Source organism: Mesorhizobium sp. J18, assembly GCF_007829525.1.
Taxonomy (GTDB): Bacteria; Pseudomonadota; Alphaproteobacteria; order Rhizobiales; family Rhizobiaceae; genus VLJP01.
In genome coordinates this window covers 78,028-93,758 of record NZ_VLJP01000023.1, presented here as the reverse complement: position 1 = coordinate 93,758, position 15,731 = coordinate 78,028, and the positions used below count along the sequence as shown (strand labels likewise).

At 59.8% G+C, this 15,731-nt stretch carries 16 protein-coding genes; 4 read left to right on the top strand and 12 right to left on the bottom strand.

Annotated elements, in window-relative coordinates:
• Nucleotide 1: 1 nt before the first annotated feature.
• From queA to L598_RS10535, 6 genes are all read right to left on the bottom strand, one after another.
• On the bottom strand, nucleotides 2–1,072 hold the full coding sequence (queA, locus tag L598_RS10560) for a tRNA preQ1(34) S-adenosylmethionine ribosyltransferase-isomerase QueA (RefSeq protein WP_144862300.1): 1,071 nt from the start codon (nucleotides 1,070–1,072) through the stop codon (nucleotides 2–4).
• 20 nt (nucleotides 1,073–1,092) lie between these two features.
• The gene (locus L598_RS10555; protein WP_144862298.1) at nucleotides 1,093–1,479 is read right to left on the bottom strand and encodes a hypothetical protein; all 387 of its coding nucleotides are present in this window, start codon (nucleotides 1,477–1,479) and stop codon (nucleotides 1,093–1,095) included.
• A 6-nt stretch (nucleotides 1,480–1,485) separates the two neighbouring features.
• Nucleotides 1,486–1,995, bottom strand: coding sequence for a peptidylprolyl isomerase (locus tag L598_RS10550; protein WP_144862297.1), 510 nt, complete (start codon nucleotides 1,993–1,995; stop codon nucleotides 1,486–1,488).
• Between the two features lie 22 nt (nucleotides 1,996–2,017).
• Nucleotides 2,018–2,605, bottom strand: a complete 588-nt coding sequence (locus L598_RS10545) for a peptidylprolyl isomerase (RefSeq protein ID WP_144862295.1) — start codon at nucleotides 2,603–2,605, stop codon at nucleotides 2,018–2,020.
• 25 nt (nucleotides 2,606–2,630) lie between these two features.
• Entirely contained in the window at nucleotides 2,631–3,131 is a 501-nt protein-coding gene (coaD, locus tag L598_RS10540; protein ID WP_144862293.1) for a pantetheine-phosphate adenylyltransferase, read from the bottom strand.
• A gap of 81 nt (nucleotides 3,132–3,212) precedes the next feature.
• Nucleotides 3,213–4,055, bottom strand: a complete 843-nt coding sequence (locus L598_RS10535) for an RNA methyltransferase (protein ID WP_144862291.1) — start codon at nucleotides 4,053–4,055, stop codon at nucleotides 3,213–3,215.
• A gap of 312 nt (nucleotides 4,056–4,367) precedes the next feature.
• On the opposite strand from L598_RS10535, the gene L598_RS10530 reads away from it, so the two are divergent.
• Together L598_RS10530 and L598_RS10525 are read left to right on the top strand one after the other, a co-directional pair.
• Nucleotides 4,368–5,579, top strand: coding sequence for an NADP-dependent isocitrate dehydrogenase (locus L598_RS10530; RefSeq protein WP_144862289.1), 1,212 nt, complete (start codon nucleotides 4,368–4,370; stop codon nucleotides 5,577–5,579).
• A 533-nt stretch (nucleotides 5,580–6,112) separates the two neighbouring features.
• Nucleotides 6,113–6,487, top strand: coding sequence for a PRC-barrel domain-containing protein (locus L598_RS10525; RefSeq protein WP_144862287.1), 375 nt, complete (start codon nucleotides 6,113–6,115; stop codon nucleotides 6,485–6,487).
• A 60-nt stretch (nucleotides 6,488–6,547) separates the two neighbouring features.
• On the opposite strand, the gene alaS is transcribed toward L598_RS10525, so the two are convergent.
• The 4 genes from alaS to L598_RS10505 all read right to left on the bottom strand — a co-directional run bounded on the left by alaS (nucleotide 6,548) and on the right by L598_RS10505 (nucleotide 12,074).
• Nucleotides 6,548–9,211 (bottom strand): alanine--tRNA ligase, encoded by a 2,664-nt coding sequence (gene alaS, locus L598_RS10520; protein ID WP_144862285.1) that lies wholly within the window; start codon nucleotides 9,209–9,211, stop codon nucleotides 6,548–6,550.
• Between the two features lie 197 nt (nucleotides 9,212–9,408).
• On the bottom strand, nucleotides 9,409–10,491 hold the full coding sequence (recA, locus tag L598_RS10515) for a recombinase RecA (protein ID WP_144862283.1): 1,083 nt from the start codon (nucleotides 10,489–10,491) through the stop codon (nucleotides 9,409–9,411).
• 300 nt (nucleotides 10,492–10,791) lie between these two features.
• The gene (locus tag L598_RS10510) at nucleotides 10,792–11,445 is read right to left on the bottom strand and encodes an OmpA family protein (RefSeq protein WP_144862281.1); all 654 of its coding nucleotides are present in this window, start codon (nucleotides 11,443–11,445) and stop codon (nucleotides 10,792–10,794) included.
• A 182-nt stretch (nucleotides 11,446–11,627) separates the two neighbouring features.
• Entirely contained in the window at nucleotides 11,628–12,074 is a 447-nt protein-coding gene (locus tag L598_RS10505; RefSeq protein ID WP_144862279.1) for a MarR family winged helix-turn-helix transcriptional regulator, read from the bottom strand.
• A gap of 57 nt (nucleotides 12,075–12,131) precedes the next feature.
• Between L598_RS10505 and L598_RS10500 the strand changes: the two genes are divergently transcribed.
• Entirely contained in the window at nucleotides 12,132–12,809 is a 678-nt protein-coding gene (locus L598_RS10500) for a glutathione S-transferase family protein (RefSeq protein ID WP_144862277.1), read from the top strand.
• A gap of 26 nt (nucleotides 12,810–12,835) precedes the next feature.
• Entirely contained in the window at nucleotides 12,836–13,555 is a 720-nt protein-coding gene (locus L598_RS10495; protein ID WP_144862274.1) for a DUF1428 domain-containing protein, read from the top strand.
• Between the two features lie 2 nt (nucleotides 13,556–13,557).
• Here the strand turns inward: L598_RS10495 and L598_RS10490 are convergent, their stop codons facing one another.
• A complete protein-coding gene (locus L598_RS10490) occupies nucleotides 13,558–14,757 on the bottom strand; it encodes an MFS transporter (RefSeq protein WP_144862273.1) in 1,200 nt (399 codons plus the stop codon).
• Nucleotides 14,758–14,875: 118 nt separating this feature from the next.
• Complete coding sequence (locus tag L598_RS10485; protein WP_144862271.1) at nucleotides 14,876–15,706, bottom strand: aldo/keto reductase; 831 nt, start codon at nucleotides 15,704–15,706, stop codon at nucleotides 14,876–14,878.
• Nucleotides 15,707–15,731: the final 25 nt, after the last annotated feature.

Below are 15,731 nucleotides of genomic sequence, written 5' to 3'. Positions count from 1 at the left end.
TTCACTTCTCCCTGAGAAGGAGGCTTGCATCCCCATAGGAATAGAAGCGGTACTTATTTTCAATCGCATGGGCATAGGCAGCGCGCATCGTCTCCAGCCCGCAGAAAGCCGAGACCAGCATGAACAAGGTTGAGCGCGGCAGGTGAAAATTGGTCATCAGGATATCGGCCGTGCGAAAGCGATAGCCCGGTGTGATGAAGATGTCCGTTGCACCGGACCACTCGCTGATCCGTCCCTGCTCGTTCGCAGCACTCTCCAGAAGCCGCAAGGAAGTGGTGCCGACTGAGACTATCCTGCCCCCCCTCTTCTTCACCGCATTCAGGGCTTCGGCAGTGTTAGCGCTGACATAGCCGCTTTCCGCATGCATCTTGTGGTCGGCCGTATCCTCCGCCTTGACCGGCAGGAACGTGCCGGCACCGACATGCAGTGTCACGAAATGCCGTTCAATGCCGCGTGCATCCAACGCCGTCATCAGCTCCGGCGTGAAATGCAGGCCCGCTGTCGGCGCGGCGACCGCCCCTTTCTCACGCGCGTAGATAGTCTGGTAGTCTTCCCAGTCCTGCTCGTCGTCGGGCCGGCGCGCAGCAATGTAAGGGGGCAGAGGGACATGCCCGGCAGCCGCTATCGCCTCGTCCAATGCAGGGCCGGAAAGATCGAAGACCAGAAGCGCCTCCCCTCCTTCGCCTTTTTCGGCGACCGTGGCGTCCAGCGAGCCAAGCAGGCAGGCATTGCCGCCATGGCCGAACTGTATGCGCTCACCCTCGGCCACGCGCTTGGCCGGGCGCAGAAAAGCTTTCCAGCGATCCGGCCCGGCGCGCATATGCAGCATCGCGTCGATCTGGGCAACGGATCCGTCACGCCTCCTGAGGCCGGTAAGTTGGGCGGGAATAACCTTGGTATCGTTGAATACGAGCGCATCACCCGCCCGCAAGAGATCAGGAAGCTCGCGAACGATTCGGTCCTCCAGCCCGTCCGGGCGTATGACGAGCATGCGCGCGGAATCGCGCGGGCTCGCTGGCCTCAGCGCAATGCGCTCCTCCGGGAGATGGAAATCGAAAAGCTCAACGCGCACGGCTTCTTAGGCCCACAAAATCAAGGTCCGATGCAAGCAAGCGGCCACACGCCATCGCCGGCCACCTGCACTGTGCCGGCCATGGCTGCATCCTTGCCTTCGACGACATGGAACAGGCGCAGTTTTGCCAAGACGCGCTCGACATTCGGATCGGTAAAATCGACGCGCAGCGTTTCGTCGTCCTGGAAGGCTTGACTTATGGCCATCGCCGCTTCGCCGGAACCATCCGTATGCCACTGCCGCCCGCCTGCCGACAAGGTTGCCCGCACGATCTTCAGGACCGGGAGGCTGCCGACAGTCAGTTCGACGGAAGCCTGCCCGTCCTCCGACGAGCAGGATATAGAGCCGCTCGCCAAAGCTTTCGCCGGGATGACGACCGACAGGAGAGCGGCTGCCAGTAAACGCATTGTCGCTCAGATGTCAGCAGCGACGCGCATCGAAACGATCTGATCAGGATCTTTCACAGGTTCGCCGCGCTTGATCTGGTCGACATTGTCCATGCCTTCGATCACCTGCCCCCAGACGGAATACTGCCTGTTGAGCCAGGGAGCATCTTCAAAGCAGATGAAGAACTGCGAGTTGGCTGAATTCGGATTCTGCGAGCGGGCCATAGAGCAAGTGCCACGCACATGACTCATATTCGAGAATTCCGCGGGCAGGTCCGGCTTGTCGGAACCTCCCATACCGGCACGCGCCTGATTGAAGGACTTTGAGTCAGTCTTGCCATAGCGCACGTCGCCCGTCTGCGCCATGAAGCCGTCTATGACGCGATGAAAAACCACGCCGTCATAGGCCTTTTCGCGGGCGAGTTCCTTGATGCGCTCGACATGCTTCGGCGCAAGGTCGGGCAGCATCTCTATCACCACCTTGCCCTTGGTCGTCTCGAGAATGAGAGTGTTTTCGGGATCCTTGATCTCGGCCATCGCTGTTATCCTTCTGTTCGTGTTACTGGGAATCGGCCGCGATGCTCACGTCGATCATGCGGTCAGGATTCTGTACGGCGCCGTTCATGGCGTCATTGCCCTTCTTGATGTTGTCGACGAATTCCATTCCCGATTCGACCTCGCCGACGATCGTATACTGTCCGTCAAGCGATGGAGCCGGCGCGAACATAATGAAGAACTGTGAATTGGCCGAATTCGGGTCCTGGGCGCGGGCCATGCCTACAGTGCCTCGCACGAAATTCTCCTGCGAGAATTCCGCCGGCAGGTTCGGTCTGTCAGAGCCCCCTGTGCCCGCACGTTCTGGTGAATAACCGTCCTCCATGTCCCCGAATTGCACATCGCCCGTCTGTGCCATGAAGCCGTCTATGACGCGATGGAAAGCGACATTGTCATAGGCGCCCTCGCGCACCAGCGCCTTGATCTGCTCGATATGCTTGGGCGCCAGATCTGGCCGCAGAGCGATGACGACTTCGCCGTCCTTGAGTTTGATGATCATGGTGTTTTCCGGATCGGCGGCCTGGGCCAAACCAGCACCGACGAGGACTCCAGCCGCAACGAGCAGCGATGAAGCAAGCCTGGAAAGCTGCATCGAATGAAACTCCCTGTTTGTCTTTTCAGGACGCGAATTTCGCCTTCAGAGCGTCTGCGACGACCTTGGGCACGAAAGGTCGTATATCACCGCCCATGGAGGCGATCTGGCGCACAAGTGTGGCGGTAATCGTTCGGACTGAAGGGCTCGCCGGCAGAAATACGGTCTGCAATTCCGGTGCCATGGTCTCGTTCATGCCGGCCATCTGCATCTCGTAGTCGAGATCCGTGCCGTCACGCAGGCCGCGGATCATGATCGTGGCGCCGTGCTGGCGCGCCGCTTCGATCAGCAGACCCTTAAAGGAAACCACACGGATGCGGTTCGCATCCTCGCCCAATTCATCCGCCGCCGATTTCTCAATGAGGGCAACGCGGTCCTCCAAACTGAAAAGCGGCGTTTTCGAAGCCTGTAGGCCGATACCGACATAGACGATATCAGCAATCGTCAATGCCGCCTTGAGCACGTCGAGATGGCCGTTGGTCAACGGGTCGAATGACCCAGCATAGAAGGCAATACGTTCTTTCATGGTCCGCTTCTATCCGCCCTGCGGGACAATGGCAATTCGCATAGATCGCCTCGGCGCTCTCAGCCATGGTTCGCCAGAGGGCTAATCTTCCTCGCCTCGCCGTTTTTCCGCAGCGCGGTCCGCTTGCGCCTTGCGCTCGGGATAGCCGGAGCCGCGCGGCTCTTTGGGCGTGAAATAGTCGAGCGACGCCAGGACGCCACGCAGAACCTTGATCTCGGCCTCGGTAAAGCTCGGACGCGTCAGCACGGCGCGCAGATTGTCAACCATCTTGGGCTTCTTCGTCGCCGGCCGGAAATAACCTCTTGCCTCCAGCGCATCTTCCAGATGCTCAAGGAAGCCATGAAGCGCCTGCTTGGGTGCCGGATGAATGTCCGGGCTCGAAAAGGCCGTGCTGGTTTCGGAGGCAAGACCGCTCTTCATCCATTCGTAGGACATCAGCAGCACGGCCTGCGCGATATTGAGGGAGGCAAAGGCCGGATTGACCGGGAAAGTCACGATCTCGTCAGCCAGTCCGACCTCCTCGTTGTAAAGGCCGAAGCGCTCACGGCCAAAGAGAATGCCAGTCTTCTCACCGGCTGAAAAACGGGCACGAAGGACACGCCCTGCCTCGACCGGCCCGCGCACCGGCTTGAAATTGTCGCGCAGCCGCGCCGTCGTTGCGTAGACGAAATTCAGGTCGGCAACAGCATCTCGCAGGTCGGCAAATACCACTGTGCCGTCGATCACATGATCAGCACGGCTGGCCGCCGCCCTTGCCTTCTCATTCGGCCATCCGTCGCGCGGATTCACCAAGCGCAATTCAACCAGGCCGAAATTCGCCATTGCGCGGGCGACCATGCCGATATTTTCGCCGAGTTGCGGCTCGACGAGGATGATCGCCGGCCCCTCCTGGATCATTTCGCGCTCGCGGTCCGTGCCTGCCATTGTGCCCGATCGATGAAGTTGCAATGCCGCGTGTCCCTGCCATACTCACGCCGAGAATAGAAGGGGCTCGTGATGAACGAACTGGCGGTGAGGATCCGCGCGGCACACGCACGCTTACCCATCGTCGTGTTATCAGTTCGGCAAGGGGCAACCGTCACTCCTTGTCGGACATGTCGCAGCCTTGATCAGTTCCGCTATTAGCCCTCCCGCACCGGCTTTGCCTTCTAGGCGCACAGTGCTATAGGGGCCGCATTTGCGGCCGCAGCCTCCCACGCGGTCCTCCGGTTCCCTTTCAGAAACGAGGCACTTCTTATGGCGAAGATCAAGGTCGAAAACCCTGTCGTCGAACTCGACGGAGACGAGATGACCCGCATCATCTGGCAGTTCATCAAGGATAAGCTGATCCACCCCTATCTCGACATCGACCTGAAATATTTCGATCTCGGCATAGAGAACCGGGACGCCACCGACGATCAGGTGACCATCGATGCCGCCAATGCGATCAAGGAGCATGGCGTCGGCGTGAAATGCGCCACCATCACGCCGGACGAGGCACGCGTCGAGGAATTCGGCCTCAAGAAGATGTGGAAGTCACCCAACGGCACGATCCGCAACATACTCGGCGGCGTGATCTTCCGCGAGCCTATCATCTGCCAGAACGTGCCTCGCCTGGTGCCGGGCTGGACCAAGCCGATCATCGTCGGTCGTCACGCCTTCGGCGACCAGTACCGTGCCACCGATTTCAAGTTTCCCGGCAAGGGCAAGCTCACGATCAAGTTCGTCGGTGAGGACGGCCAGGTTATCGAGCATGATGTATTCGACGCTCCGGGCTCGGGCGTGTCCATGGCCATGTACAATCTGGACGATTCCATCCGTGATTTTGCCCGCGCCTCTTTCAATTATGGCCTGCAGCGCGGCTATCCGGTCTATCTGTCGACCAAGAACACGATCCTCAAGGCCTATGACGGACGCTTCAAGGACATCTTCCAGGAGATCTACGAGGCCGAGTTCGAAGCCAAGTTCAAGGAAAAGAAGATCTGGTACGAGCATCGCCTGATCGACGACATGGTGGCCTCCAGCCTGAAATGGTCCGGCGGCTATGTCTGGGCCTGCAAGAACTATGACGGTGACGTACAGTCCGACACGGTGGCGCAGGGCTTCGGCTCACTCGGCCTGATGACCTCGGTTCTCATGACGCCGGACGGCAAGACCGTCGAAGCCGAAGCCGCGCATGGCACAGTGACCCGTCACTATCGCCAGCACCAAAAGGGCGAGGAGACCTCGACCAACTCCATCGCTTCGATCTTCGCCTGGACGCGCGGCCTCGCCCATCGCGCCAAGCTCGACAACAATGCGGAACTGGCCAAATTCGCCGATACACTAGAAAAGGTCTGCATCCAGACGGTAGAGTCCGGCTTCATGACCAAGGACCTGGCGCTCCTGATCGGCGCGGACCAGCCCTGGCTTTCGACAACCGGTTTCCTCGACAAGATCGACGAGAACCTGCAGAGGGCGATGGCCTGACATCGGCAATGAGCAGCAAGCCGCGCCTGTTTGGCGCCGACTACAGCGTCTATATACGCATCGCGCGGCTTGTGCTGCTCGAAAGGACGTCGATCACGAACTGGTCCCCGTCGACATCTTCTCTCCGACGGCCCACCCGACTGGTACGCGCTTTGGAGTATGACGGCTTCTGTCTCTTCGAAACCTCGGCGATCGCACGCTATGTCGACGAGGCTTTCGAAGGGCAGCCACTGCAGCCGTCGGCTCCGCAGCAGCGAGCGCGACTGAAACAGATCATCTGTCTACTCGATGCCTATGCATACCGATCGATGGTATGGGGCATCTATGTCGAGCGGGTTTTCAAGCCCAAGGAGGGGAAAACCCCGACGAGACGAGGATTGCATCCGCCCTCCCCGTCGCGCAGACTTGCATTTCCACGCTGCCGAGCTTTGTCGCCAGCGAGCCGAAAAGCTGATGCCGGCCCAAATTTCTTGAAACCAGGATAGAACGATCCAAGGTCGTAGGCGTTGTCTGACTGTGGATGGAGTTACGCCATGATATTAAATCCTTTCCCTGCCATTACCGCCATGATCGCCGCATCGCTGTTAAGTGGCACCGCATCCGCGCAAACCAAATGGGTCGAAATCAACGACGACATTTTGGTGGCGCCATTCAATCTCACCGCCGACGAGATGGAGGAACTGGATATCTATGACGCTGCGGGCAAACGCATCGCCGAAGTCGAAGAAGTGATAGGTACGGATGCGACGACACCAACGGCCCTGGTCATCGATTTCGACGACAGCGCCGGTTACGGCCAGACAGGCGACATCATCGTTCCGTTCGACCAGTTCGAAATGACGGAAAGCCGCTTTGTCTTGAATGCTGACGCCGATGCCATCTCCGGGTTGGAAACTTACGAAGACTGATCGGCGGCTTACGGTCTACGGACGCATTCTCACGTCTCGACTGAAGGGCAGACGCCCAGATTAGCCGGCCATGGCCGCCTTTACCGCTTCCACCGCCGCCGCAGCCTTCTCCGCTTCGGGACCACCTGCCTGAGCCATGTCCGGTCGTCCGCCACCGCCCTTGCCGCCAATCGCGGCGGAAGCGGCCCGCACGAGATCAACAGCGCTGAAGCGCTGGGTAAGATCGTCGGTGACGCCGACCACAACACTTGCCTTCCCGTCATCCGTTCCCACAAAGACGACAACGCCGGAGCCGACTGCCTTCTTGCCCTCGTCGGCCAGCGGCTTCAGTTCCTTGGCCGAAACGCCTTCGACAACGCGGCCGACAAAGCCGACCCCGGCGACATTTTCCGGACCTGTCTCCGCCGCTCCGGCTGACATGCCGCCGCCGAGAGCCAGCTTCTTGCGCGCATCGGAAAGCTCGCGCTCAAGCCGGCGGCGCTCCTCCAAAACGGTCTCGATACGCGACACGACATCGGCAGGCGCGACCTTCAGCGCCGCAGCCGCGGCTTTCAGCCGGCGATCCTGTTCGTCGAGATGGCGACGCGCATCCTCGCCGGTCAAAGCCTCGATACGGCGGACGCCGGCGGCAACAGCACTGTCACCCAGCAATCGGACAAGACCGATGTCGCCCGTCGCGCGCACATGGGTGCCGCCGCAGAGCTCCAGCGAATAGGTCTTGCCGGCCTTGTCGCCGTGCAGCGCCGTACCCATGCTGACGACACGGACCTCATCTCCATATTTTTCGCCGAAAAGTGCCATCGCCCCTTCGGCAATCGCGTCATCGACCGACATCAACCGCGTCTCGACCGGGCTGTTTTGCAGCACGATTTCATTGGCATAGGCTTCGATGCGCTCCAGTTCCTCCGGTGTCACCGGCTTCGGATGGGAGAAATCGAAACGCAGTCTGTCGGGAGCGACAAGCGATCCCTTCTGCGCGACATGCGTGCCGAGCACCTCGCGCAGCGCCTCGTGGATGAGATGCGTAGCTGAATGGTTGGAGCGTAGCCGGGTGCGCCGCGCATGATCGACTTCCAGCGCAACTTCGTCACCGGGCTCGACCTTGCCACTCATCACACGGCCGTAATGCACCAGAAGACCGTCACCCTTCTTCTGCGTATCGGTGACCTCAATGATAAAACCGTCACCGCGAATGGTTCCGGTGTCGCCGACCTGGCCGCCGGATTCGCCGTAAAACGGCGTCTGATTGACGACGACAGCAACCGCATCGCCCTTCTCCGCCGCTGCGACGATGGCATTATCTTTAACCAGCGCCTGGATCACGCCTTCGGCAGTTTCGGTCTCGTAACCGAGGAACTCGGTGACTCCCGTCTGCTCCTTGACGGCGAACCATATGGTCTCGGTAGCCGCCTCGCCGGAACCGGCCCAACTCGCCCGTGCCTCGGCCTTCTGCCGCTCCATGGCGGCATCGAAGCCTGCCAGGTCGACGCTGATGCCCCTTTGGCGCAGGGCATCCTGTGTCAGATCGAGCGGAAAACCATAGGTGTCATAGAGCTTGAACGCAGTCTCGCCGTCGAGCCGCGCACCCTCGGACATACCCTCGGTCGCCTCCGCTAGAAGGTTCAGTCCACGCGCCAATGTCTTGCGAAAACGGGTCTCCTCAAGTTTCAGCGTCTCCGTGATCAGCGCCTGGCCTCGCTGCAGTTCTGGATAGGCCTGCCCCATTTCTCGTATGAGGGCCGGGACAAGTCGCCACATCAGCGGCTCGCTCGCCCCAAGAAGCTGCGCATGACGCATGGCGCGCCGCATGATACGACGCAGCACATAGCCGCGCCCTTCGTTCGAAGGCAGCACGCCATCGGCGATAAGGAAGCTAGAAGCGCGCAGATGATCGGCGATCACCTTGTGGCTGGCGGCGTTCTTTCCCTCCGCCTTGACGCCGGTCGCCTCCTCCGAAGCCCGGATCAGCGCCCTGAAAAGGTCAATGTCGTAATTATCATGGACGCCCTGTAGGACGGCCGCCATACGCTCCAACCCCATGCCGGTGTCGATGGAGGGCCGCGGCAGGTCCACGCGTTCCTCTTTCGTCACCTGCTCGTATTGCATGAAAACGAGATTCCAGATCTCGATGAAGCGGTCGCCATCCTCGTCGGGGCTGCCCGGAGGGCCACCGGGAATGCCTTCGCCGTGATCGTAGAAGATTTCCGAGCACGGACCGCAAGGGCCGGTATCGCCCATGGCCCAGAAATTGTCGCTGGTGGCGATGCGGATGATACGGTCGTCAGGCAAGCCGGCGATCTTTTTCCAATGGTTCGCCGCCTCGTCGTCGGTATGGTAGATGGTGACCAGCAGGCGGTCGCGGCTGAGGCCAAACTCCTTGGTGATCAGATTCCAGGCGAGTTCGATCGCGAGGTCCTTGAAATAATCACCGAAGGAGAAATTCCCCAGCATCTCGAAAAAGGTGTGATGGCGCGCGGTATAGCCAACATTGTCGAGGTCGTTGTGTTTGCCGCCGGCACGAACGCATTTTTGCGCCGTCACGGCTCGCGAATAGGGCCTAGTCTCAAGGCCGGTGAAAACATTCTTGAACTGCACCATGCCCGCATTAGTGAACATCAGCGTCGGATCATTGCGCGGGACAAGCGGGCTGGACGAGACAATCTCATGCCCGTTCCTGTTGAAATAGCCGAGAAATGTCGACCGGATGTCGTTGACGCCACTCATTTTTTTGCCTTTGCGAGGAGCCCGCAGTTTCAGAAGACGGGAAAAGGAAGAGGCCTTTTAGCCTCCGCGCATAAAGCTGTCCAGAAACTCGCGATAATCGCCGGAAGGCAAAGGATCCGACAGGCCATCGTCGGGTTCCAAAAAAACGCCGCCCGTTTTCGCAGGCGGCGTCTTGCTATTACAAGCTACGGCGCTGCTTAGCCTTCCGCCACGTCGTCCAGATCGTCGGGCCGGCCATCGTCGAGGAACTGGTCGGCGATCAGGCCTGCATTTTGCCTCAGCGCCGTCTCGATCTCGCGTGCCATTTCCGGATTGTCACGCAGGAATATCTTGGCGTTCTCGCGTCCCTGCCCGAGACGCTGGGAATTATAGGAGAACCAGGCGCCGGATTTTTCCACCACGCCAGCCTTGACGCCAAGATCGATCAATTCTCCGGTCTTGGAGACTCCCTCGCCATACATGATGTCGAACTCAACCTGCTTAAAGGGCGGCGCAAGCTTGTTCTTCACGACCTTGACGCGGGTCTGATTGCCGATCACCTCGTCGCGGTCCTTGACCGAGCCGATACGGCGAATGTCGAGGCGCACGGAGGAATAAAATTTGAGCGCATTACCGCCGGTGGTCGTCTCCGGCGAACCGAACATCACGCCGATCTTCATGCGAATCTGGTTGATGAAGATCACCATGGTGTTGGAGCGCGAGATGGAGGCGGTCAGCTTGCGCAGCGCCTGGCTCATCAGGCGGGCCTGCATGCCCGGAAGGGAATCGCCCATCTCGCCTTCGATCTCCGCACGCGGAGTCAGCGCAGCGACGGAATCGACCACGATCACGTCGATCGCGCCGGAGCGCACCAGCGTATCGCAGATTTCCAGCGCTTGCTCGCCCGTATCGGGTTGGGAGATCAGGAGATTCTCCAGATCGACACCCAGCTTGCGGGCATAGACCGGGTCCAAAGCATGCTCGGCATCGATAAAACCGCAGATGCCGCCCTTCTTCTGCGCTTCAGCAACAGTATGAAGCGCAAGGGTTGTCTTACCCGAGCTTTCCGGGCCATAGATCTCGATGATGCGGCCGCGCGGTAAGCCGCCGACGCCCAGCGCTATGTCGAGGCCGAGCGAGCCGGTCGATACCGTCTCGATCTCAACCGCCTGCTCATTCGCGCCGAGGCGCATGATCGAGCCCTTGCCGAAGGCGCGCTCGATCTGCGACAGCGCAGCATCCAGAGCCTTGGATTTGTCCACCGAGTTATCCTCTACAAGCCGCAATGAATTCTGCGCCATCATATATCACCCCTTGCTCAACGACGAAGGCCTGCCGGCCGATCTCCTGATATTTTTTGTACCTTTTTTGTTCTCATTTTGCAATAGGAGATAACACATTGATCTATATGTATTATCGGATTTTGTTCTTAATTCATTCCGGGCGGAGATGCGCGAACAGCGCCTCTGCAACGCGAACCCGAAAGCAATGAAAGGCGCTTGCCTTAAAGGGCCCTTGGCGATTCGGGAAAGTGGTGCAAATCGCAAGGAAAAGGCGCCTCGGTTTCCCCAGACGCCTTCCTAAACTCGCTTGAGAATGCCTCAAGCGCCTGTCAGCGGCGACAGGCGGATCTCCACGCGGCGGTTCTGCGCGCGGCCGGCCTCCGTATCATTGGAAGCGATCGGCTGCGTTTCACCCATGCCGATGATGGCAAAGCGGCGGCTGTCGACACCCTGAGCGGTCAGATAGCTCGCAACAGCCGAGGCACGGCGCTGCGAAAGGTCCATGTTGTACTGGTCGCTACCGGTCGAATCCGTGTGGCCGTAAACATCGACCAGCGTCTGCTTGTATTTCTGCAGAACGAGAGTGACGGAATTCAGCGTCGGATAGAAGGCCGGCATGATCGAATCACGATCCGTCTCGAAAGTGATGTTCGACGGCATATTGAGGGTTATGTAATCGCCGTTGCGCGTAACGCTGACCCCCGTCCCCTGCAACTGCGCGCGCAATTCGGCTTCCTGCTGGTCCATGTAGCCACCGACCGCACCGCCCGCAAGCATGCCGATGCCCGCGCCGATCAGTGCGTTGCGACGATCATCGCCGCCCACGAGAAGGCCGGCACCGGCGCCCGCAAGGGCACCCAGCGCAGCCCCGCCGGCCGTGTTGGAAATCTTCTGCTGGCCCGTATAGGGATCGGTTGTACAGCCTGCAGCAAAGGCAGCGACGGTAAAGGCGATAATGGATTTCTTCAGCATACAGGATCCCTCTCTCCATGGGCGCTCAGAGCCCGATTCGGCAATTCGCGAAGCCAATGTCGGGCTATTAGCATAAATTGCGGCGAAATCCTGCCCGGTTGTGGAGAGCTGCCTTGGATACCCATTGCGCGACACACGGAAGGCCCGACCGACATTAAATTTTAGATGCCCCGTGTGTGCGATTAGGACAAGGCGCGCAAGCCGTCGCGCAGGCGGTCGGCGCTGGTGCCTGTGAGCAGCTTTTCGGTTTCTTCTTGCATCTGCTTCCAGATCGGCAGAGCCGATTGCAGCAGTGTGCCCCCCGCCCCCGTCAGCTTCAGAAGGCGGCCGCGCCGGTCGGCCGGGTCCACCTTCGTCTCCACCAGCCCTCGCCTTTCAAGCGGCTTCAGGTTGGCGGTAAGCGTGGTGCGGTCCATCGCCAGTAGCCTTGCCACTGAACCGATCGAGGGCGGCTCAGGACGGTTCAGCGACATCAGCAGCGAGAACTGTCCGCTTGTAAGGCCGATGGGACGCAACGCATCGTCATAACGACGGGCGAGAAAACGTGCCGCCCGCTGGGTTGCCAGACACAAGCAATGGTCACGGACGTAGTGCGTTGTTTCGAATGGAATGATTTCGTTATTTGACATGCAGAAATTATGTTGATATCAACTTATATTGTCAAGCTCAAAAAACGAGGAAACGCCATGCCCGTCAATACGCAAGCCGAGATCGAGATCAGCGCCTTTTCCTGGGTCCCTGATTTCGCCCAGGGCGTGGTGCGCGATTTGCGCGTGCGCTGGGCGCTGGAGGAAGCGGGCCTCCCCTATCGCGAGCGGCTGCTCGACGCCAAGACCGCGCGTCCGCAGGACTATTTCCGCGAACAGCCCTTCGGCCAGGTGCCCATCTACAACGAGGGCGATATCCATATGTTCGAGAGCGGCGCCATCGTCCTGCACATCGCCGAGCGGTCGGAGGTGCTGATGCCGCGCGATCCGGCGGAGCGGGCGCGCACCGCCTGCTGGGTAACTGCCGCGCTCAACAGCATCGAGCCCATGATAGCCGAACTTGCCGGCATCGACATTTTCAACGCCGGTGCAGAATGGGCACGCGCACGCCGCCCCCAGGTGGAGAGGGATGTGCGCGAGCGGCTTGGCCGGCTTTCGAGCTGGCTGGGCGAACGGGATTATCTGGAAGACCGCTTCACCGCCGGCGATCTGATGATGACGACGGTGCTGCGCATTCTGCGTCACACCGATCTCGTCGCGGAACACCCTAATCTCGCGCGATATCAGGCGCGATGCGAGGCGCGCCCCGCTTTCCAGAGGGCGCTGGAAGCACAGCTTTCTCACTTCCGCAAACACGAACTTGCCGAGGCCGTGTGAGCCGGCAAAAACCAGGAGGAAAGATAATGGGTTACATTGAAGGATTTGTCGTCGCGGTGCCCGCCGCCAACAAGGAAACCTATCGCAAGCACGCCGCCGAGGCAGCACCGCTTTTCAGGGAGTTCGGCGTGACCCGCCTGGTTGAAGCCTGGGGCGACGACGTGCCCGACGGCAAGGTCACCGACTTCAAGGGTGCCGTTCAGGCGAAGGATGATGAAGTTGTCGTCTTCGGCTGGTTCGAATATCCCTCGAAGGAGGTCCGGGACGCTGCCAACCAGAAGATGATGAGCGACCCGCGCATGAAACAGATGGGTGACACAATGCCTTTCGACGGGCAGCGCATGATCTTTGGCGGTTTTGCTCCCTTCGTGGACGAAGCAGGAGGCGGAAGCATGGGATATACCGACGGTTTCCTGCTTGCGGTCCCGTCCGCCAACAAGGACGCCTATCACGATATGGCGGCGAAAGCGGCAACCGTTTTCAAGGACCATGGCGCTATCCGCGTGGTGGAAGCCTGGAGCGATGACGTGCCCGACGGCAAGGTCACCGACTACAAACGTGCCGTGAAGGCGAAGGACGACGAACTGGTCGTCTATTCCTGGATCGAATGGCCTTCCAAGGAAATCCGCGACATTGGTATGAAGAAGACGATGGAAGATCCGCGCTTGCAAGGAGATATGAGCAGCATGCCTTTTGACGGCCAGCGCATGATCTTCGGCGGTTTCGTTCCGATCGTGGATGCTTAGGGCTAGATCCGTTTCGGAAGATAGTACCAGGTGAACCAACCGCAGATGATGCAGAAGATTCCGAGCGTGACGAACACGCCGCCGAGCCCGGTAAAAGCAAGCACAACCGAGTAGACCAGCGGCGGCGTCAGTTCCGAAAGATCGAGATAAGTCCGATAGACTGCCGTCATCTGTGGCCGTTCATAGGCTCTTACTGCACGCATAAAGACGGTCGAGCCGAGCGCGTCGAGCGCGATGCAGAAAAAGGTACAGACAAGGAGCAGACCGCCAGCCGTCAGAGGGGCGGTCTCTCCCGCATAGCCGGCAGCCAGCAGGGCGGCAGACATGGCGAAGAATGCGAAGCCCATGGTGCGCCTAGCGCCATAGCGCCTGCCGAACCAGCCCCAGATGAGTGCGGTGAACAAAAGTGCGTTGCCTCCTGAGACGAGCAGGCCACCCGCCAGCTCCCCCTGTCCCGTCGCGACCATCAGCAACGGCCCATAGATGAAGAAGGTCGACCAGAAACAGGAGCGGCCGAAAGCAATAAGCCAGGCCAGGCGCAAACGTGGCTGGACAATAAAGCGGCCGATATTCTTCATCGGATTCTGCGCGCGGAGCTTTCCGGGCCGGATCAGTGGATTGTCGCCAAGCCGAAAATACCAGAACAGGAACAGCAGGATCGCGGAAAAGAGAATGACCGCGCCATGCGCTGCGAGAAGCCCGAATCGCGCGTAGAGGAAGACGCCAAGCGTCGGACCGCCGGTCCAGGCCAGCGTCGACCAGGCAAGCCGCAGCGATTCGGCCGTCATGAACTCCGTCTTGCGGATATGGTCCATAATGTAGAGGTTGAGGGTAATCGACAGCGCGCTGGCTCCGCATACGCGTATCAGCATGCCGAGGATTTGGCCTCCGAGCGTATTGGTCAGCAGGAAAAGCGAGCCGGCGACCAGCGCCACCACACCCACCGTATAGACCCAGCGCCGCGCAAAACGCTCAATAAGCAGTGGCATGAAGAGCGTGGCCGACAGGCCGAGCAAGGCAACGAGCGTGTAGAGGAGCGAGACTGCCTGCTCGTCATGCAGCAGGTCATAGGCCTGTATGGGAATGAGACTGGTGATGGAGGCGCGCGCGAAGGATTCCAGTGCATAGAGAATGGCGAAAGTGCGTGCGCCCGGCTGGCGGACTGCAGGAAGCCAGATTGGATGACGAACCTGCGTTGCCATTTTATAGGATCGATTCCTGCCAGAGCTTCCTCACCGGCAAGCATTGCCGCCCCTTCAGGAGCGGCAATAGCAGGAAATCGACCTTGCCCGCCCCAAAAACGAAGCGGATGAAATTGGATCACGCAGAATCCCATTCCGGCGAGAAGTCGTAGTTGGCAATACGCCGGTTGGCATTCCGCAGAGCCGAGATATCCGACATTTCCTCCTCGCTCAGGGTGAAGTCGAAGATGCCTATATTTTCCGCAAGCCGCTCTTTCCTGGAGGTGCGCGGGATGGCCACCACCCCGTCCTGCTGGACCTGCCATCTGAGCACGATCTGACCCGGCGTCTTGCCGTGTTGTTCCGCCGCCGTCCTGATCGCCTGCTCCTCCAGCAGTTCGCCGCCTCGATAGAGGGGGCTATAGGCCACCATCGCGATATCGGCCTTGCGGCAGGCCTCATAGACCTTGCTCTGATCGAGATAGGGGTGGTTCTCTACCTGATTAGCCACCAGCGGCGCATCAGAGAGCCGAATAGCCTCTGCTAGAAGCTTCGTCGGGAAGTTCGAGACGCCGATATGTCTGGTTATACCCTGCTCTCGCATGGCGTTCAGCGAGCGGATCGTGCCTTCGAGAGGCACCTTCGGGTTCGGCCAATGGACGAGCAGAAGATCCAACCGGTCAAGGCCCAACCGCGTCAGGCTGGCCTCCGCGGATCGCTCGAAATCGCCCGGCGCGATATCCGTCCACCAGACCTTGGTCGTAACGAAGACCTGGTCGCGATCGACACCCGAGCCACGCAGTCCCTCGCCGACCTCGACTTCGTTTCCATAGCTTGCAGCCGTGTCGAGATGGCGATAACCGTTCTTCAGCGCATGCTCTACAAGATCGACGCATTCATCACCCTTGAGGGTCCAGGTGCCGAGACCGATCGCCGGTATCGAAGCCCCGTTGGCTTTCACATCGTGCATGTGCTTCCTTCCGAATGGTTGGCGT